Annotated in this window: 19 protein-coding genes; 9 read left to right on the top strand and 10 right to left on the bottom strand. The window is 31.6% G+C overall.

What is annotated here, in order from left to right:
- Positions 1 to 90: 90 nt before the first annotated feature.
- Positions 91 to 618 carry a bifunctional precorrin-2 dehydrogenase/sirohydrochlorin ferrochelatase gene (locus HPY60_04185; protein ID NPV50381.1) on the bottom strand — a complete coding sequence of 176 codons (528 nt, stop codon included), beginning with the start codon at positions 616 to 618 and terminating at the stop codon, positions 91 to 93.
- Between the two features lie 80 nt (positions 619 to 698).
- Between HPY60_04185 and HPY60_04180 the strand changes: the two genes are divergently transcribed.
- Positions 699 to 1,385, top strand: a complete 687-nt coding sequence (locus HPY60_04180; GenBank protein NPV50380.1) for a hypothetical protein — start codon at positions 699 to 701, stop codon at positions 1,383 to 1,385.
- Between the two features lie 51 nt (positions 1,386 to 1,436).
- A complete protein-coding gene (locus HPY60_04175) occupies positions 1,437 to 2,816 on the top strand; it encodes an aspartate kinase (GenBank protein ID NPV50379.1) in 1,380 nt (459 codons plus the stop codon).
- Between the two features lie 8 nt (positions 2,817 to 2,824).
- Here the strand turns inward: HPY60_04175 and HPY60_04170 are convergent, their stop codons facing one another.
- Both HPY60_04170 and HPY60_04165 read right to left on the bottom strand, forming a co-directional pair.
- Complete coding sequence (locus tag HPY60_04170) at positions 2,825 to 3,616, bottom strand: DUF2099 family protein (GenBank protein ID NPV50378.1); 792 nt, start codon at positions 3,614 to 3,616, stop codon at positions 2,825 to 2,827.
- Positions 3,617 to 3,749: 133 nt separating this feature from the next.
- Entirely contained in the window at positions 3,750 to 4,037 is a 288-nt protein-coding gene (locus tag HPY60_04165) for a hypothetical protein (GenBank protein NPV50377.1), read from the bottom strand.
- A 91-nt stretch (positions 4,038 to 4,128) separates the two neighbouring features.
- Between HPY60_04165 and HPY60_04160 the strand changes: the two genes are divergently transcribed.
- Positions 4,129 to 5,076, top strand: a complete 948-nt coding sequence (locus HPY60_04160; GenBank protein ID NPV50376.1) for a hypothetical protein — start codon at positions 4,129 to 4,131, stop codon at positions 5,074 to 5,076.
- On the opposite strand, the gene HPY60_04155 is transcribed toward HPY60_04160, so the two are convergent.
- From HPY60_04155 to HPY60_04145, 3 genes are all read right to left on the bottom strand, one after another.
- On the bottom strand, positions 5,060 to 6,199 hold the full coding sequence (locus tag HPY60_04155) for a hypothetical protein (protein NPV50375.1): 1,140 nt from the start codon (positions 6,197 to 6,199) through the stop codon (positions 5,060 to 5,062). The two genes, HPY60_04160 and HPY60_04155, sit on opposite strands and share 17 nt — an antisense overlap.
- Positions 6,189 to 6,884: a metal-dependent hydrolase gene (locus HPY60_04150; protein ID NPV50374.1), complete on the bottom strand. Its 696-nt coding sequence runs from the start codon at positions 6,882 to 6,884 to the stop codon at positions 6,189 to 6,191. Before HPY60_04150 ends, HPY60_04155 begins: the two co-directional genes overlap by 11 nt.
- A 175-nt stretch (positions 6,885 to 7,059) precedes the next feature.
- On the bottom strand, positions 7,060 to 7,824 hold the full coding sequence (locus HPY60_04145) for a hypothetical protein (GenBank protein NPV50373.1): 765 nt from the start codon (positions 7,822 to 7,824) through the stop codon (positions 7,060 to 7,062).
- A gap of 72 nt (positions 7,825 to 7,896) precedes the next feature.
- On the opposite strand from HPY60_04145, the gene HPY60_04140 reads away from it, so the two are divergent.
- The 4 genes from HPY60_04140 (at position 7,897) to HPY60_04125 (ending at position 11,919) form a co-directional block, all read left to right on the top strand.
- Positions 7,897 to 8,517 (top strand): 4Fe-4S binding protein, encoded by a 621-nt coding sequence (locus HPY60_04140; protein NPV50372.1) that lies wholly within the window; start codon positions 7,897 to 7,899, stop codon positions 8,515 to 8,517.
- 10 nt (positions 8,518 to 8,527) lie between these two features.
- Complete coding sequence (locus HPY60_04135; GenBank protein NPV50371.1) at positions 8,528 to 8,866, top strand: cupin domain-containing protein; 339 nt, start codon at positions 8,528 to 8,530, stop codon at positions 8,864 to 8,866.
- 30 nt (positions 8,867 to 8,896) lie between these two features.
- Positions 8,897 to 9,301 (top strand): PAS domain-containing protein, encoded by a 405-nt coding sequence (locus tag HPY60_04130; GenBank protein NPV50370.1) that lies wholly within the window; start codon positions 8,897 to 8,899, stop codon positions 9,299 to 9,301.
- A 263-nt stretch (positions 9,302 to 9,564) separates the two neighbouring features.
- Positions 9,565 to 11,919: a DNA polymerase gene (locus HPY60_04125; GenBank protein ID NPV50369.1), complete on the top strand. Its 2,355-nt coding sequence runs from the start codon at positions 9,565 to 9,567 to the stop codon at positions 11,917 to 11,919.
- A 57-nt stretch (positions 11,920 to 11,976) separates the two neighbouring features.
- Here the strand turns inward: HPY60_04125 and HPY60_04120 are convergent, their stop codons facing one another.
- The 3 genes from HPY60_04120 to HPY60_04110 form a co-directional block, all read right to left on the bottom strand.
- On the bottom strand, positions 11,977 to 12,141 hold the full coding sequence (locus tag HPY60_04120) for a DNA-directed RNA polymerase (GenBank protein ID NPV50368.1): 165 nt from the start codon (positions 12,139 to 12,141) through the stop codon (positions 11,977 to 11,979).
- An 89-nt stretch (positions 12,142 to 12,230) separates the two neighbouring features.
- A complete protein-coding gene (locus tag HPY60_04115) occupies positions 12,231 to 13,799 on the bottom strand; it encodes a YgiQ family radical SAM protein (GenBank protein NPV50367.1) in 1,569 nt (522 codons plus the stop codon).
- Positions 13,800 to 13,971: 172 nt separating this feature from the next.
- Positions 13,972 to 15,381 carry a tetratricopeptide repeat protein gene (locus HPY60_04110; protein NPV50366.1) on the bottom strand — a complete coding sequence of 470 codons (1,410 nt, stop codon included), beginning with the start codon at positions 15,379 to 15,381 and terminating at the stop codon, positions 13,972 to 13,974.
- A gap of 292 nt (positions 15,382 to 15,673) precedes the next feature.
- Here HPY60_04110 and atwA point away from each other — a divergent pair, with 292 nt between their 5' ends.
- A complete protein-coding gene (gene atwA / locus HPY60_04105) occupies positions 15,674 to 17,332 on the top strand; it encodes a methyl coenzyme M reductase system, component A2 (GenBank protein ID NPV50365.1) in 1,659 nt (552 codons plus the stop codon).
- Positions 17,333 to 17,335: 3 nt separating this feature from the next.
- Here the strand turns inward: atwA and HPY60_04100 are convergent, their stop codons facing one another.
- Positions 17,336 to 18,217, bottom strand: coding sequence for a hypothetical protein (locus HPY60_04100; GenBank protein NPV50364.1), 882 nt, complete (start codon positions 18,215 to 18,217; stop codon positions 17,336 to 17,338).
- 99 nt (positions 18,218 to 18,316) lie between these two features.
- On the opposite strand from HPY60_04100, the gene HPY60_04095 reads away from it, so the two are divergent.
- A complete protein-coding gene (locus HPY60_04095) occupies positions 18,317 to 18,997 on the top strand; it encodes a class I SAM-dependent methyltransferase (protein NPV50363.1) in 681 nt (226 codons plus the stop codon).
- Positions 18,998 to 19,005: the final 8 nt, after the last annotated feature.

Raw genomic sequence — 19,005 nt, 5'->3', positions numbered from 1 at the left:
ATTTCTATGTTTTTTTGAAAAGGAGAATTTTTCTCTTACATGCACGGGTGCATTCTGATAAGTAATTTTAAAGTTTAATAGGAACATCTATTATCCTCTCTTTATTCTTCCATAGGCCTCAAGGATTTCTCCTTTTTTTCTAGCATTAATTAAGTTTTTTGCTTCCTTTTCCTTACTATCGATAAATTCAGTTAATTCTTCTTTAAGTTTTTTGGAATAGTATGGGCATTCGCCTTTGGTTGATATTGCCAAGAGAAGATTTTCTCTTTCTATGACTGCTGGAAAGATAATATCCGATATATCTTTATTATCAACTACATTTACCATTATATTATGATTCTTGCATATTTCACAAAGATTTTTATTCAGTTCCTTGTTATTTAATGATAGTATAACAAAACATATTTCTTCTTTTAGTAAAATAGGAAAATTTTCTTCGTTTATCTTCATTTTTAATTTTTCTATATTTAAATTATCAAAGTCTTTGTGAAATTCTAATGAAACAACTTTTATTTTATCTGTAAATTCCAGAAGTTTTTTTGTTTTTCTTAAGGATACATTCCCTGCACCGATAATTAAAACTTTTTTATTTGTATTAAGAATTATTGGGAAGTACAATTAATCACGAACAAACAACGTAACCATATTATAAATGTTTTCCCAAAAATCTTTATAAGACAACATTAGAAGTTTGTCCAATGGATGTTAAATTAACTCAAATAATTTCTAATGTATCACTTAGTCTTGGATTTAAATATAAGGTTGTTTCAGAATATTATTCTTACAAAAGTATAAAGAATACGGCCAGGGTAAAAAAAGGTATTTTATATGTGAGGGTTTCAGATAGGTTGAGAGATGCACCCCAGGATGTTAAAGAATCTCTTGCCTATATTCTTTTATCTAAGATTAAAGGGATTAGAGTCGCCCCAAGATACAAAAGAACATATAATGATTATATCCACAACCTTATTATAAATGAACCTTTTGACACTATAAATGGAATACATGCTCCTGTTGGAAATTATTTTGACCTTGAGGAAATATTTTCTACAATAAATAATAATTTCTTTTCTAACGAAATATCTAAGCCATCATTAAGGTGGTCTAAAAGAAGGGCTTATCGAATTTTTGGTAGATACGACCGTTCTAAAAATGAGATAGTAGTTTCAAGTCTTTTAGACGATAAGAGAACGCCTAAGTTTGTAGTTGAGTATATAATGTATCATGAAATGTTACATATTAAATTTGGATTCATTTATAAAAGAGGTAGAAGAAAAATACATACAGGACAATTTAAAAAAGATGAAGAGAAATTTCCTTTTTATAAAGAATCTATAGATTATTTAAAAAAGATATCTGGAAGAGAAAGGAAATTTCTTTTTTAGAAAGTCTTTTAAGTAGATTTTTGGCTTAAATAACATATTTGGGGGTCTTTGATGAGAATTGTAATGAAATACGGTGGGACATCAGTTGGGAATGCTGATAGATTCCTTAACACTGCAAATATAGCCATTGATACATACAATAAAGGAAACGAAGTGGTAGTTGTAGTTTCTGCAATGTCTGGGGTAACTGACATGCTTCTTGGGGCTGCGGATAAATCCCTTAAGGGAGAGGATATTGCCCCCGTTTTAAATGAACTTAGATCCAAGCATTTTGATGCTTGTAAAAACATTAAAAATGATGAAATATTAAAAATTACCAAAGAAGGGATAGATACTCTTTTAGTTGATCTAGAAAAAAGTTTGATAGGGGTCCACTATTTAGGCGAACTTTCTTTAAGATCAAAAGACAGAATAGTATCTTTCGGTGAAAGACTTTCAAGTTTAATATTGTCAAAAACTATTGAAGCGCAAGGTGTTTTATCAGATAAAATTGACGCCTTTTCTTTGATTGTAACTGACAATAACTTTGGAGAAGCAGCGGTATTATTTAACGAAAGCTACAAAAAAACATCAGATACAATATTGCCCTTATTAAAAAAAGGCATGATTCCAGTAGTTACTGGATTTATAGCTAAAAGTAAGGATGGAGATATTACTACCCTTGGTAGGGGGGGTTCTGATTACACTGCATCTATAATCGGAGCAGGAATTGGGGCTGAAGAAATATGGATAATGACTGATGTTGATGGAATAATGACTACAAACCCTAAAATATGTAGCAATGCATACACTATTCCTGAGATGTCTTACCTTGAAGCAATGGAACTAGCCTATTTTGGTGCAAAAGTATTACATCCTCGAACTATTGAACCTGCAGTTACTAAAAATATCCCTGTCAGAGTAAAAAACAGCATGTCCGACTCTTCTGGTACTTTGATACTTAAAGATACAAAAGCTAATCACAAAGTTGTAAAGGCCATAAGCATAATTGAAAATGCAGCCATAGTTTATGTTTCTGGTGCCGGAATGATTGGAGTTCCGGGGGTAGCTGCAAAAGTATTCAACGCATTAGGCGACCATAGTATCAATGTTTATATGATCTCTCAAGGATCCTCAGAAGCAAATATCTCTTTTGTAATATCTGAAAAAGACACAGAAAAATCTGAAAAAGCTTTGAGAGAAGCATTTCCTACAAAAGATTTAGTAAGAGATATTTCTCATATAAAAGGGGTCAACATCATAAGTGTAGTGGGTAAGGGAATGAAAGGCGCAGTAGGAACTGCCGGAAGATTATTTACTGCAATTGCAAATGATAAGGTCAATATACTTATGATTTCTCAAGGATCTTCTGAGGTTTCAATATCTTTCGTGGTATCTAAAGAAGACGGATACAAAGCAATAAGAGCAATACACAAAGCTTATCTTGAATAGAATTGATTTTACTTTTTCTTTTCAATTTCTTTTAATCTTAATTCAATTGCATCTTTCCCTTTTTCAGAGGGTGCATAAATGGGGATTTTTGTCTTAGTTTTGTAAATGCCCCTTTTATCGCCAACTTCTTTTATTTCTGTAGACATACATGCAGTTATTATATCTCCTTGCTCCAGAAATATAATTGCGTCTTCCATAGAAGCCCCTGTAGTGTGGACCCCAAATATTATAACATTACAAAAATTATCCTTTTCAATTTTTCTTATTTCGGGTAATTCTTTTGCGTTTGATACTGTAATCGCAATATTCTTGTAACCTTTTGATATTGCCATTTTTAACCCTTCGATTTGATTTATCTCGGAGGTTTCTGGATTTAATACATTAGATTTACCTATAAAAGTGATTACACTATTAATGGGACATGTTTTAATAATTCCTGATATCCTTCCCGCTACACCCTCAACTTTTTCGGGATCTGTTAAAATAACTGTTCCACAACCATCCCCTACAATAACTACAGCGTCCAAAAATCCCTTTTTTAATAAAGTTGACATAATCTCACTTGCACCAATAGATAAAAAATCCTGTGAAGTGAATTTCCTGTCTTCAGTGCACATACCAAAATCTTTAATTCTAAATTCAATATTTTCTTTTATTGATTCTTTAGTTAATTTCTTTATTCCCCTATATTTATCAAAAAGTGGACAATAATCTATAATGGGATCTTCAACACTTACAACTTTTCCATCCCTTATAACTACCTTAGATTTGCCCAAAGCTTCGATTATATGTTCACCCATAAAAAGAAGTTAAAAAAAAAGTTTAAAAGTATGTCGGAAATAATTATTATAATGATGAGCGACCCCTTCTGAGCGTTAGGCTATGATGATGATTTTGAGTTCTGAACTCAAATCTATTAAAGTCGCAATCGTATCAGTATATTCTTTCAAGTGAAAGACATTTTGGACACATATATATGGTAACTATATTTCCTTTTCTTTCTGGAAATTTATCCATATCTATATGTAGTACTCCAAAATGACCTTCGTATTCACAACTGCCACATTTTAAGGTTTCTCTTGAAACAAGTCGCTTCTCACTTATCCGATAAAAATTTTTGATATCGCCCATTTTAATAGGCTCAGATAAAAGAATTTCTATAGATTCTTCTAAAGTTTCAGCTTTAACAGTCTTAAATAAATTGAAGACATACTCTTTCATTTATATCGCTATATAATTTAGTTTATAGACTATATAAAAATATCTTCTAAAAACCAATAATATTATATTATAATTTAACTATTATTTTATGATGACAAGACACTTTAAGAATGGTCCGTCATTAGGTTATCTAAAGAGCCGAGAAGGAAAAATCCTTTTAACAATAATGGTTTTTTTTGTAATAGAAGTTAATACTTTTGCGTATATTGAAAAGTTGGCCATATTAGATGCCATTTATTTTACCATAGTCACGCTTGGAACCGTTGGATACGGAGATATACATCCTACATCTACTTTGGGTAGAATAATCACTTCTTTATTCATAGTAGTAAATATAATGATACTGGCATTTTTTGTTGAACAGATAGGAGAACGTTTAATTAAACAAAAAATAGAAGAGGTATTGGGGATTGAGAGAATGGAAGAAATTGAAGATCATATTATAATATGTGGTTACGGCAGAATTGGAAAAGTTATAGTTTCAGAACTAAAAGAAATGAACTCTAAGTTTGTTATTGTAGAAATTAATGAAATCCTAACAAAAATGATTTCTGAAACAACAGATTATAATGTCGTGCTTGGGGATGCCAGAAAAGAAGATATTTTAAGAAAAGCAGGAATTGAAAAAGCTAAAATAATAATCACAGCTTTAAATGAGGATTCGGATAATGTATTTACCGCAATTACTGCAAAGTCAATGAACGATAAAATAAGGATAATATCCACTGCTGCTAATTTAGAGAATATGGATAAACTCTACAAAATTGGCGTCAATCAAGTTGTATCCCCTCAGGTGGTAACTGGAAAAATACTTGCTCATGCCGTAAATATCCCTGATTTTTTGACCCTTATTGATAGAATATTTCTCTCCAATAATGAAAATATATGTATGGTTGCATTAAAGGAAGACCTTTATGGAAAAACTGTTAAAGATGTAGGGGACGAAGTATTTGCAATTGTTAGAGACGAAAAAATTATAAAAAACCCAAATACGGAAGATACATTACAAAAAGGAGACAAACTCATAATTGTTCACTAGATAAATTTAAACTAGAAATATAAATTGAGAGCGGAATTAGAAGTAAAATTAAGGGATAAGGGCTTATTTCTATCGAAACTAAAAATATTGATAATATCAGACTGTAATACGGGATTAGGATCCTATTGTCCTTAGTTCTTTTGTATAATTTAAACAGCGATATTGAGGCAAATAAGGTAAATATCATAACTTCAATAAGGCCTCCATCAAAAATAGGCGGGCCAAATATAGTTGAAGTAATGTTGTGGGAATAATTAAGTATCTCTTGACTTATTATGTACCCTGTTGTAGTTTCTGTTAATAACGAATAATTGCTAAATAGATTTAATCCTATTTTTGCACATATTTTATCAAACACATCAAATGTAAATGTAACTCTGTACCATAGTAATTCGAAAGGATTTAGTTTCCAGTTTTGGGGAAGTAATAATACTGTGATATAACCTAGCACGATAGTTATTATTGAGCCGACTAGACCAAAATACAATGTTTTTTGTTTTTTGTCTAACAGATAAAACATAATCATAGTTGAAATAATTAAAAGTATTATATACGTTCTAAATCCATATAGAACGAATAATAATAATGAAGTAATCGGAAATATGAGGTAGTAAGGATATCTACTTTTTAAGATTCCAAAGTTATTTGACACTAATACAAACGAGTATCCAAGAACAAATAAAGGCGTAAGTGCTAGTTCTCTAATTTCTGGATTTAATAATGGAAGCTTACCCAAAATTAATATATTCAGAAAACATAATAAAAACCCTAGAATATAAATTTCTTTGTAGTATATGGAAAAATAATTTTTCCGTACCATAATAATAATCATTAGAGCTAACAAGGATAAAATAATAGAATAATATCCAAATCTTTTAAATGTAATAAATATTACAAGAAATAATATTATTCCTATCAAATAATTTTCTTTAATATTTAGATTAAATTTACTTCCAGCAATAAATAGTGAACTAATCAACAAGATATACAATAAAGTGTAAAAAGAAATTCCAGGATTATAATAATCAATAAAGTAATTTTTTCCCATTAGTCCCATTATACAAAATATAATAAAACCAATAAGAAAAATATAGGGAGAAAATAATTCATCTTTAAATTTCAAAGTAGTCCCCGGGTTCTAAGATCTTCACCTCTGCATCTAATTCAAACTCGTTGACAAAAATCTTTAGTTCACTAGGATTTTGTCTTATTAGAGGTGTTGTATTATAATGCATTGGAACAATTATTTTTGATTTTAAATATTTGGCTGCATAAGCAGCTTCTCTGGGCCCCATAGTGTATCTAGATCCTATTGGAAGTAGAGAAACATCAGGTTTGTAAAGCTCACCAATTAACTTCATATCTTTAAAAAGTCCAGTATCTCCCGCATGATAGAACGCTTTATTTCCGTCTCTTACTACAAAACCAATTGGATTTCCTCCGGAATATCCTCCTTTATCTGTTACATTAATACAGCTGGAATGATCCGCCCTTACTGCAGTTATTTGTATTCCATCAATTTCAATGGTACCTCCCATGTTCATTCCTTCAGTCTTTGTAATCCCATTTTCTTGGGCATAAAGAGTTAATTCATGAATAGCTACAAACACTGCACCAGTATTCTTGCATATCTCTATGGAATCTCCAAGGTGGTCCCCATGACCGTGAGTTGCTAAAACAATATCTGCTTTTCTGATGTCACTTGCTTTCAAACAAGCTCTCGGATTCTTATTTAGAAACGGATCTACTATTATAGTTCTTGAACCCGTTATTCTAAAAGCCGAGTGGCCTAAATATTCAATTTTCATATTGAACACCATATAAATATATTTTTAAGAGTATAAAAAATTTGTTACTAGGATAAGTTTAACAAATTGGAGTTATATCAAATTCTAATTCTCATATCTTTTCCAATTTACTCCATAAACTATTTTTTCAGTAATTTTTTTATAATAATTGAGTCTCACTATTTTAGGAGTCCTATTATTGTATATCTTCCAAGGGCCGTGATTCTACCAATGCTATCTGTATCATCTTATCTAATATTTTACCTATTTCAAAGTTTCTAATCTCAAGGAATTTTATTTCCCCTTCTTCAGAATCAGTATTTTCAGATAAAGGAGGGAGAACAATAAGTATATCCTTGCTATTAAAAAGAAATAACAATACTTTTGGTGTAAAGGGTAGCACTCTGATATTAAATAGTGGGGGAATGTTTTTTAATTCTTTTATCAGTTCTTTATTTAATATTTCACTTTTAACAAATAGATTTTTCGGAAAATATTTATTTTTTAATATTGAATTGATTTTTTCAAAGGCAATTGAATTAAAAAATCCAAAAACACAAGTTAATTCTTTCGATTCATTGCCCAACTCTTCAAATTTCTTATAAAAATTTTTCCAATTTCTTTCAACATTTATTGTTGGTAAGAGTTCATATCTATTTTTATTTGAAAGATTTTCTAAATTAAGTTTAATTGTTTCTGCTATTTTTTTATTCTCATTAAGGTACTCCTCTATCCTTTCATTAATATCCCCTAAAATGAATAATGAAGGCCTTCCTTCCTTTTTCTTTATCCAATCTTTTTTTAGTAAGCCATTGATTGTATCGTAAATTCTAGAGTAGGGCACTCCCGAATCTATGGAAATATCTTTTGCTGAAGACTCACTGTTTTTGATTATAGATAAAAGTACCTTTGATTCATATTCAGTTAATCCAACTCTCATTAGCTGTTCTTCAATTTCCATAGAAACAAATAATACTTTTCATATATTAAAGTTGTGGAAATATTTATAATTTAAATGAAAATCTCAAAAAATATGAACATAAGACGAATTATTCAAGTTTTGACTTTAGCCATTTCTATAGTGGCTTTTGTAATATTTATTAAAAATAAAAAAGAATCTATTTTACTCTTGTGGATGTTGGGGGTTTCTTTATCTTCTTTAATATTTGGGAGAATATTCTGTGGTTATTTTTGCCCTTTCCACGCGTTCGACAAGGGATGGGGGCACATTGTTAATAAATTAGGTTTGAAAAAAATTAAAACACCCAGTTTATTAAAGAAAGGATCTATTTATTATCCAATTTCAGTTATACTACTGATTTTGATAATATTAAAAATTTCTGGCTTAATAATTCCAATTAAAATAAAAATTCCATTTCTAATAGTTGCATTTCCCATATTGGCGTTATTTACTTCTGACCTGTGGCACAATTATTTATGTCCTTTTGGTTTAATAATGAAATTACCCTCGTTAAATAGATTATTAATGCCCAATATAGACAATCACTCCTGCACAAACTGTAATTTGTGCAAGAAAGCATGCCCCACAGAAGCAATAGAATTAAATAACGAAAAAATGAAGATAATAGGTAGCAAATGTATTTTATGCTATGAATGTGAAAAGATCTGTAAATTTGATTCTATAAAAATATAAAGGTGATCAAATGAAAATAGTTAAAGTAAATGAACAAAAAATTATTGAAACCCCACATAAAGTGGATGTTAGAAAATTATATGACTCCGAAAAGGCACAAGCTATCCATATAACATTAAAACCTGGAGAAGCTCTTTTAAAACACATCACTCCTGTTGATGTATTTTTTTACGTGCTCGAAGGAAAAGGAATTGTAGAAATCGGAGATGAAAAGGAAGAAGTATATCCAGATTTACTTATTGAGAGCCCTGCAAAGATTCCGCACAGATTACTAAATCAAAGCGATAAATTATTTCGTTTCCTTGTTGTTAAAGTTCCAAGGCCAACTGAACAAACAAAGGTATTATAATAAAATAATCGGAATCTCATGGTAGATTATATGATTGGAAAAATTGATGGTAAAATACTTGAAGCAATTCTTGAAACCATCCCTATTGAATTTTCAGTTCTAAATGAAGATGATAAGGTCTTGGCTTGGAATAAACACGAGACAAGAATATTTAAAAGACCGGAAGCAGCTTTAGGAAGGGACGTTAGGCAGTGCCATCCTGAAAGAAGTCTTGACAAAGTTGAACAGATAATCAGTGAGATGAAAGAAGGGATAAGAGATAAGGCAAGATTTTGGATTGACCTCCCTCTTGGAAAAAATGGTGAAAAAGAGAAGGTAATGATAGAATATTATGCATTAAGAGATCAAGATGGAAATTATTTAGGATGCCTTGAATCAAGTCAAAATATTGCCACTATCCAAAAATTAGAGGGTCAGAAAAGACTACTCGATTAAATCCATTATAAGTTATATATTATTTTTTTATCAATATGCTTTATTCTAGTGTTCCTCTAACAAAGAACAGTCTGAAACAAACATTAGTGTTGTTATAAATTTGGGAAACTCAATTAAAGGTATTTTAAACAATATAAGTAACTGATATCAAAAATCTTCCTACTAGTGTTAAAGAACTAGCTTAATCATCCCCAATACTATAGTAGACTAATCCCAAAATTAGGGGTAATAACCTATTTATATTAAGAATAATAAATATTTTTATGTTTGTATTAGATTCTGATTACAAAACATTCAACGAGAAAGCATATGTTAGACTAATTCTTAAGAATGATTCAAAAATAGAGGCATTCTACAAAGACTTTGAGCCATATATTTGGGCAGTGTGCGATCAGAGAGAGATCGAATCTAAAAAGGAGCTTATAGAAGGAATAAGTAAAGAGTCCCATGGGAAATTCTTAACTATTAAAAAATGTATTGTTGAAGAGAGATATATTTTTGGCAATAAAGTGCCCGTCCTAAAAGTTATATTTAATCACCCTTCGGATGTGCCCAATCTTAGAAAAGAAATAGAAGATATTTCAGACATTTATGAATATGACATTCCCTTTGCTAGAAGGTTTCTTATTGATAAAAATCTTATCCCCGCAATACACTACAATTTTGAAATTGAAAAAGAGGGAGAAATCCCCATTATAAATAATTTCCAAATAGAGGGAAATCTAAATTTGTCTCTAAAAGTATTAGCATTTGATATAGAAGTATACTGCAAGGCAAAACCTGATGCCCAAAATGATCCCATCATCATGGTTGGTATTTCCACTAATGATTTTGATAAGGTAATTACCTATAAAAATGTCACGGCAGATTATATTGAGGTCGTTGATAATGAAATATTAATGTTAAAGAAATTTTTTGATATTCTTTTAGAGTACAATCCTGATATACTTTATACTTACAACGGGGATACCTTTGATTTTCCTTACATATATGAAAGGGCAAAAAAACTGAAAATATCTCACCCCGTATTAGATGAAATAAGAATTGATAGAAGAGGAATTAATGATAGTAGCAAGATCCCAGGCATGGTACATATTGACCTTTATCCACTAAGTAGAAAACTACTAAGTTTAAATAAATACACCCTTGAAAATGTTTATCTCAATTTCTTAGGTAAAGAGAAAAGTAAAATCCAGCTAGCTGAGATGGATCAGTTTTGGGAAGAAGGAACACAAGAAGGACTATTAAAAGTCGCATTATACAATAAAGAGGATGCTGTAGCAGCAAAGGAAATTGGTGCTGCAATAGGCCCTCTAGAAATAGAACTCTCAAGGATAGTTGGGCAGAATATTTTTGATATGTCTCGAATGGCCTCCTCTAATATGGTTGAATACCTTTTAATGAAAAGAGCATTTGAAGAAAAAACAATAGTCCCTAATAAACCAAAAGGCAGTGAATATCTAGAAAGGTCTTCAGAAACTTATGAAGGTGGATTTGTTCTGGACCCTAAAAAAGGACTTCACGAGCACATAGCTGTTTTTGACTTTAGGTCACTATATCCCTCCATAATTATTGCACACAATATAGACCCAAATACAATAGGTTGTGATTGTTGCGATAATACCTCTCCAGAAGGAGTTAATTTTTGTCTCAATAAAAAAGGATTCATTCCTGAAATATTAAAAGAACTTATCGAAAGAAGGGTACAGATTAAGAAAAAATTAAAGGAAGCTTCTGATAAAAATGAGAAGACTATTTATCAATCCCAGCAATGGGCTCTTAAAATCCTTGCTAACTCTTTCTATGGCTATATGGGGTATCCCCGTTCAAGATGGTATTCAAAAGAAGCGGCTTCAAGCATCGCTTCATGGGGAAGAGAATATATCCACAAAGCAATAAAAATTGCCGAAGAGATGGGATTGGATGTTCTTTATGGAGATACTGACAGTTTATTTGTAGGATTAGGATCAGAAGACATGGAAAAATCGAAATATTTTAGAGATAAAGTTAACTCTATCCTCCCTGATTTCATGGAACTGGAATTTCAAGGATATTACAGGCGTGGATTTTTCGTTTCTAAGAAAAGATACGCAATCATCGATAAAGAGAACAATATTACAACTAAAGGTCTAGAAGTTGTAAGGAGGGATTGGGCCGATATTGCGAAGAAGACACAAGAGGAAGTTTTAAGAACTATATTAGAAGGCAAAGGACCAGAAAAAGCAGCTGAAATTGTTAGGAAAATTACCCAAGAGTTAATTGAAGGTAAAACTCCTTTAGATTCACTTATTATATACACTCAATTAACAATGCCCCTATCAAGATACAAACAAATAGGGCCTCACGTCATTGTAGCACAACGGATGAAAGAAAAAGGAGAGGAAGTTAAAGCAGGTTCAATGATATCATTTATTGTAAAAAGTGGGGATGGCATGGTTAGGGATAGATCTTTTGACGTCGAATCATTTAGAAATGCAGGATATAAATATGACGCCGATTATTATATTGATAATCAAGTATTGCCCGCAGTTATGAGAATTCTTAAAGGATTTGGATACACAGAAGAAAACTTAAAGTATTCTAAAAATAAACAGATGACCCTTGGGGATTTCTTTTAATCCTTATTTATTTTACAATCTAACAAGAGTATATTTATTTGAATTCAATAGACGTTATTAATACTTTCTAGCCCTTCTTTTTTTATAGCAATCCTTACAATAAACTGGCCTTATCCCGTCAGGTTTAAATGGAACTTTTGTCATATTGCCACACTCAGAACAGACAGCTTCATGCATTTCCCGGAATTCTCCTCTAAAACCTTCCATTGTTTTTTCACTCATTAATAAATACTTCCTTTTTTGATATTTTTATTCTATTACTATAGGCGAATAATATATTTAAAATTTACTGATGAGGCATTGTATGAAATTTAACTACGAGATTTTTTGTTATCAATTTCTTGTAGTATTATGCGTTTTAATTTCTTTTTTGTTTTGTAGTCATGTATGACGTTAACTCTTTTCATGCTATTTGGATCTATCCCAGTCCAATAGACACATGTGGAATTTGTCATGGGCGTCGGTGTAAAAACTTGAAACCTTTCAATGTTTGACAGGTAACTTATTTTTTCCTTTAATTTCATTATTTCTTTCTCATCATCGCCTGGGTGGCAAATCATTAGATAATACTTAAGATACTGTTTTTTATCTTTGTTAATACTATCAAAGAAAGAAACAAATTCATCAAATCTCGAATTATCCTTATTCATAAGTGTCAAAACTTTTTCAGAAAAATGTTCAGGCGCTATTTTAAGACAGCCAGATATGTGGTGCTCTGATAGTTCTTTGATGTATTCCTTACTTTCTATTGCAAGGTCATATCTTATGCCACTTCTGACAAATATTTTCTTAACACCTTTAATCGCCCTAGCTTTTTTTAAAAGCGAGATTAATTTCATATGGCTTTTGTCTAGTTTATTACAGTTAATGCATTCTTGATTGCATTTATCTGCACAATCCATCCCATACATATTTGCAGAAGGCCCACCAAGATCATCTATATATCCTTTAAAATCTGGATGAGATGTTAGTGATTCTATTTCTTTTAAGATTGAACGTTCACTCCTTGAAACTATTTTATCTCCTTGGTGGAGTTTAAGTGAGCAAAAATTACAATTACCTATACAACCTCTATGAGTAACAACTGAAAATTTTGCCATCTTTAAAAGAGAATTAGGATGAAGTCTCCTTGAATATGGTAGTGAGTATATCCAATCTAGGTCTTCTGTTGTGTATTCTGGATAAGAGTATTGAAGGAGATAGTTATTATCGTAGAACTGGGCTAAATTCTTCTTATTTGAAAGTAGTTTCTGCATTTCACAAAATTTTAGTGGATCTTCTTTTACTTCTTCAAACGAAGGAAGCAGTTCGAATCCTTCATCCAAAGTTTTACTTATGATGCATGTCCCTGGAATTCCTTTAAGTTCGATGCCTTTTCTTGATCTTTCTGCTATTTCAAGAATTTGTTTTTCTCCATTTCCATATACTAAAATGTTTGCTCGAGTATCAAAGATAATGCTCCTTCTGATATCATTGTTCCAGTAATCATAATGGGCAAATCTCCTCATTGAAGCTTCTATTCCACCTATAACAATCACTGCCGACTTGAAGTATTCTCTAATCTTGTTACAGTATACTATCAAAGCCCTATCAGGCATCAAAGATAAGTTAGAGTGCGGGTCTTCTGATCTCTTTTTTTTTAATGGCGTATAGTTATGGAGCATGCTATCTATAGATCCAGACGTAACAGCAAAGAATAATTTTGGCGTTCCAAGTTTCAGGTAATCTTCTTTTGTTAAGGGTTTTTCTATAATCCCGATTTTGTAACCTTTACTTTCTAGGACTCTTGAGATAACTCCTGAAGGAGATAATGGGTGATCGTCGTAATACTCTGCCGTAATTAATATTATGTCAAAGTCCTTACCCGATTTAGATATCACAAAATCCCTCAACTATAATAAAAGAGGTTTAAGATATATTTAAAATCTATCTAAATACTGATTAATTTTTGGGTATAGGGTCTGGATTAGTCTTAGTATAATTTCCTTAATTAGATAAAAAATTATGCTAGGATAATAAACTTAGTAAAATTATTAAGTTTAACTTAATAAACTATAGATTGGCCGATTCTTTGTAACCAAGTTCTTTTGCCTTTTGAAAACATATAATGGATTCAAAATACAAACCTTGTTTTTTAAGTGCAAGTCCTTTGTTATACCATGCAAAAGCAAAATTTGGATTGATTAAAATAGCTCTATCATAGTATTTAATAGCTTCATCGTATTTGCCTTGAGCTCCAAGTATAAGTCCCTTGTTACACCAAGCATAAGCAAAATTAGGATCTATAACAATCGCTTTGTCAAAGCATTCAATAGCTTCATCGTATTTTCCTTGTATTAAAAAAGCAGCCCCTTTGTTAACCCATGCGGATGCATAGTTTGGATTTATGGCAATTGCCTTATCATAGCATTCGATCGCTAGGGGATAATTACCTTGTATATAAAATACTATTCCCTTTCCTTCCCACGCGTAAATATAGTTTAAATCTATTGAAATTGCCTTATCATAGCATTCTATAGATTTAATATAATTACTCTGCTCTTCAAATGCAAGTCCTTTGTTATACCAAACCTGAGCAAAATTAGGATTTATGGCAATAGCTCTATCATAACATTCAATAGCCTCGTCGTATTTTCCTTTATTATGAAGTACAAGACCCTTGCCTTCCCATGCATAAGCAAAATTAGGATTTATCTCTAAAGCCTTATCAAACTTCTCTAGAGCCTCGTCGTATTTTCCTTGATTGTATAATGAATTTCCTTCCATAGTATATTCTTCAGCATTTGGAGCAAAGGATAGTGTTATGGCCCATATTATCATAAAAGCTATCAGGAGTATAGATAAAATAGAAATGGGATTCTTGAATTTGTAAATTATGCCTTTCTTTAATTCTAGATTTTTTCCACAATGCAGACAAATGTCCCAACTGCCATATATTTCCTCATTACAGTAGGGGCAGTAATCCTTATCATCATCCATATCGTCTGAATCTATGCTATCTTCAGGATCTTCTTCGTAATCGCTTGATGCTTTATTTGCTGAAAATAAATTTCTAGTGTTTAGAAATCTGAACCTGCTCTTATACTTCAAACTATTCCCACAATAAAGACAGATATCCCAGTAGTCAAATATTTCTTTATTACAATAAGGACAGCAATCCTTACCGCCCTCCATATTTTCTAGATATATACTATCCTCAGGCTCTTCTTCATCATTGACAAATGCTTTCTTCCTTGAAAATATATTGTGCCTCATCTCTGTTATTAGCCCTTTGTATAAAGCCAAGGCAATAGTTACGATGATTAAAATATAAAGCAATATTGAAATGTAAATAATATTCATGGATTTAGGTTGCCCATAGTATGTCTTTGTAATTCCAGTTAAGATAATTCCCAGTACTAGGGATATCAATATTATTAATGGTGGGCGCGATAAATCGGCTTCAGTTCGCATTCTATTCATTTAATTTCATCGTTTCCATATATTTAAGGATATGGAAAAAATTAGGGAAAATAGGGAAAGAAGTTTATCCAATATAAGGCTTGTAATATAAGACAAGTTTGCTAGTTTTGGATTATATTACAACCGGTTATAACATTAGTAAAATTATAAAGTAATTTTTTCCCTATAATTTATACGTTTTTTCTTATTATATTTACTTCAAAAAAATAAGATTATAAGCTTTGCATCTCTATCAGAATCAAAATCTTTTTATTGATTGTCGATTTATTAATAGTAATTCTTGGGGATTAAAATGAAGCACAATCTAATTCAAGTTGAAAATCTTTCATTTATTGTTGACGACGTAGTAATATTGGATAATATTTCTTTTTCAATTAAAGAAGGAGATTCCTTAGGGTTATATGGCCCTACAGGTAGCGGAAAATCAGTTTTACTCAATATCTTAAGGGGTACAAAGGGTTACGCCCCTTCAAAGGGAAATGTATACTACTTTGTTTCATATTGTCCAAAATGTAAACATATCAATCTCCCAAGCTATGCAGGAAATAAATGCCTTAAATGTAATTCTGAATACGTTCCCAAAAAAATAAATTTTTGGAAAGACGCTGAATTTTTCAATATGCTGAAGAGAAGAACGGCGATAATGTTTCAGAGAACATTTGCACTTTTCGGGCAGAGATCTGTAATTGAAAACATGTACGAAGTATTCGTAGACATGCAATTACCAGAAAAAGAAATCAATTCTAGAATAATTGAAATTCTTCAGAAAGTTAACTTGATACATAGGATGACTCATGTTGCAAGAGACCTCTCTGGGGGAGAGAAGCAAAGACTTGTTTTAGCTAGGCAACTCGCATTAGATCCAATAGTATTGTTTGCTGATGAGCCAACAGAAACTCTTGATCCTGTTACTTCAGATATTATTGAAAAGACATTAATTAGCATTTTTAAGAATGATAGTAAAAGTCTAGTAGTTGCATCTCAAAAATCTTCTATAATTAGCAAAGTCACTGAGAGGGCATTAGTTCTTGACAAAGGAAAGATAACTGAAGAATTAGATTCGTCCAATCTAATCGTAGAAGATATAAATCCCACAGACGATTATAAATTGATTTTTACAGAAACTGGAAAAGAGATGATATCCCTAGTCAATGTAAAAAAATACTTTTATTCTATATCAAGGGGAGTAATTAAAGCCGTTGATAATTTCTCCCTTACCGTCAATGAGAAAGAGATCTTTGGTATTGTAGGTAAGAGTGGGGCTGGGAAAACTACCGTTTCTAAGATTATAGGGGGGTTAATTCCTTTTAAAGAAGGAGAATTTAAACTTAGAATTGGTGATGAATGGATAAATATGAAAGAAGATGGCTCTTCAGGTAGAATAAGGGCAGCACCCTATATAGGAATTTTGCACCAGGAATACTCTCTCTACCAAAATAAAACTGTTTTTGACAATTTAACTGAGTCAATTGGATTAAAGCTCCCCATAGAAATAGCAACAAAAAAAGTATCTGATGTCCTAGAGGCAGTAGGATTTAATAAAAATAAAATCGAAGAAATTATCCATAAAACACCTGAATCGCTTTCTGAAGGTGAGCGGCATACAGTTGCTTTGGCACAGATTTTGATAAAGGAACCAAATCTTGTTATTCTTGATGAGCCAAGGGGGACAAAAGAAATTGCAAATGCAATAAGAAAATCAAGGGAATATTTAGACCAAACTTTCATTATAATAACTCATGACTCGGACTTTGTTGTCGATGCCTGTGACAGGTCTTGTTTCTTACTTGAAGGAAACATAGTAGAAATTGGACCTCCAGAAAAAATAAAAGAAAAAATGATTTTCTCAGAGCTAGAAGAAATTAGAAAGGAAACAATAAAAATATCTGAAACTATGAAGAAGGATCAAACGACTTTTGAGACAACAGAGAGGCAGGATTCAGGTTACTAGAATTTATTTTCTTTCCCACTTTTCTTTGTATTCTCTAAATATTGGATTTTTGGTATATTGGTATAATGAATCTAATTGGGCAACATGCATTTCATGGTAGTGATCATTTGCTATATTCCCCATTGCATCGTAGTAACTTTTTTTGTTTCCGGCATCGTATTCTGGTAAATAATGTTCAAGAGAAGCTAGACCTTCAAGATAAAGTCTCTCTGCTTTCTTATCAGTTGAAATAAGATAATACTCTCTCAAACGAACAATCACTGTAATAAATCCATTAAGAACATAAGGGGGAGTTTCTTTTGCATACTCTGGGTACCACACATAATACTTGCCTTCATCTTCTCTAATCATCCTGAGCCCACCATCCTTAACCTCAACTTCAAAAGCATTAAGGCTTTTGTCAATCATTTGCTTATATTTTTCGTCCTTAGAATATAAATGTGCAAATGAAAGGGCTTTTATTATTGTTGCTTGATTTAGGGATCCAGTCCACCCTTCTTTAAGGTCGTAGGGGGGCCAAGGATAATCGTATGTCCAAACTACAAAAGTTCCATTATCCCTGTACTCAGCATTCTCCATAAGCCAGTCTGCTAGATATAATCCTCTAGTTAGATAAGATTCGTTCCCAGTATCATGATATCGATAAAAAGCCTCTAAAGATTTCATGGCAACATTGTGTGGCGCAATCTGGTATCCAAGCTCAACCCCATCAATTGTCCCATAGTAAGTAAGGGTGATATCAGAGTCATCTATTGAATACTTTTTTGGCGGAATAATACTATTTTCCTTAACGCTATAATTTTTCTCATTCGTTTGACTTGGGGTAAATTGTACACATGCCGAAGAAACTATGATTAGTAATAAAAAAAATCCTATTTTTCTCATAATGGCAACTCTTTTACTGCTTCTAAAGGATTAGTTTATAAAATTTTATGATAATCTTCTATAAAGACTATACTCAAAAAGATATCAGGATAGGATTAAATGGATAAGAGACGTTTTTATGATTCCCTCTCCCAAGACTATGATTCAAGATATTCTGATAATTTAAATATAAAAATGAGAATGGAAGAAGAAAAGATTCTTTCAAATTTACCTTTAGGTCTGACTTTAGATATTGGGTGCGGAACAGGGCATCACTCGAGATTATTGAAAAATAAAGGGCACGAAGTAATCTCTGCTGACATATCTTACGAAATGGTTAAAAAAGCAAAGAATGGCAAGAATGGAAACTACTACCTAGTAGCAGACATGGAAAAACTTCCATTTAAGGGGAATACCTTCGACAATATTATATCGGTTTTTGGCCCCTTGAATCATGCAAATATCTCAAATTTTAAAGAGTGCTCAGACTTCTGCTTAAAAAAAGACGGTTATTTGGTATTTACAGTTGGCAATATCTATAATATGTCTTGGATAATGAAATCAGTTAAAGAAGGAAAAAATCCCATGAGGGCCATAAAAAAAAGGAAAGGAAAATTATCCGTATACTCTGGTGGAAAGAAAATATCTGTGAGGATAAGGTACTATTCAAAAAAGGAAATAGATGCCACATTCAAGGATTATACAAAAAGAATTGGGTCGTTGTATCCAAAGTTGATATTTCTACCGATACTAAATAGATTTGGGCGATATATTGTCTTCATTGGAAGAAAGTCTTTTTAATTATTAAT

The sequence above is a fragment of the Methanofastidiosum sp. genome, from assembly GCA_013178285.1.
Lineage (GTDB): Archaea > Methanobacteriota_B > Thermococci > Methanofastidiosales > Methanofastidiosaceae > Methanofastidiosum.
The sequence above is the reverse complement of the archived record's forward strand: the minus strand, read 5'-3'. Positions and strand labels throughout refer to the sequence as shown.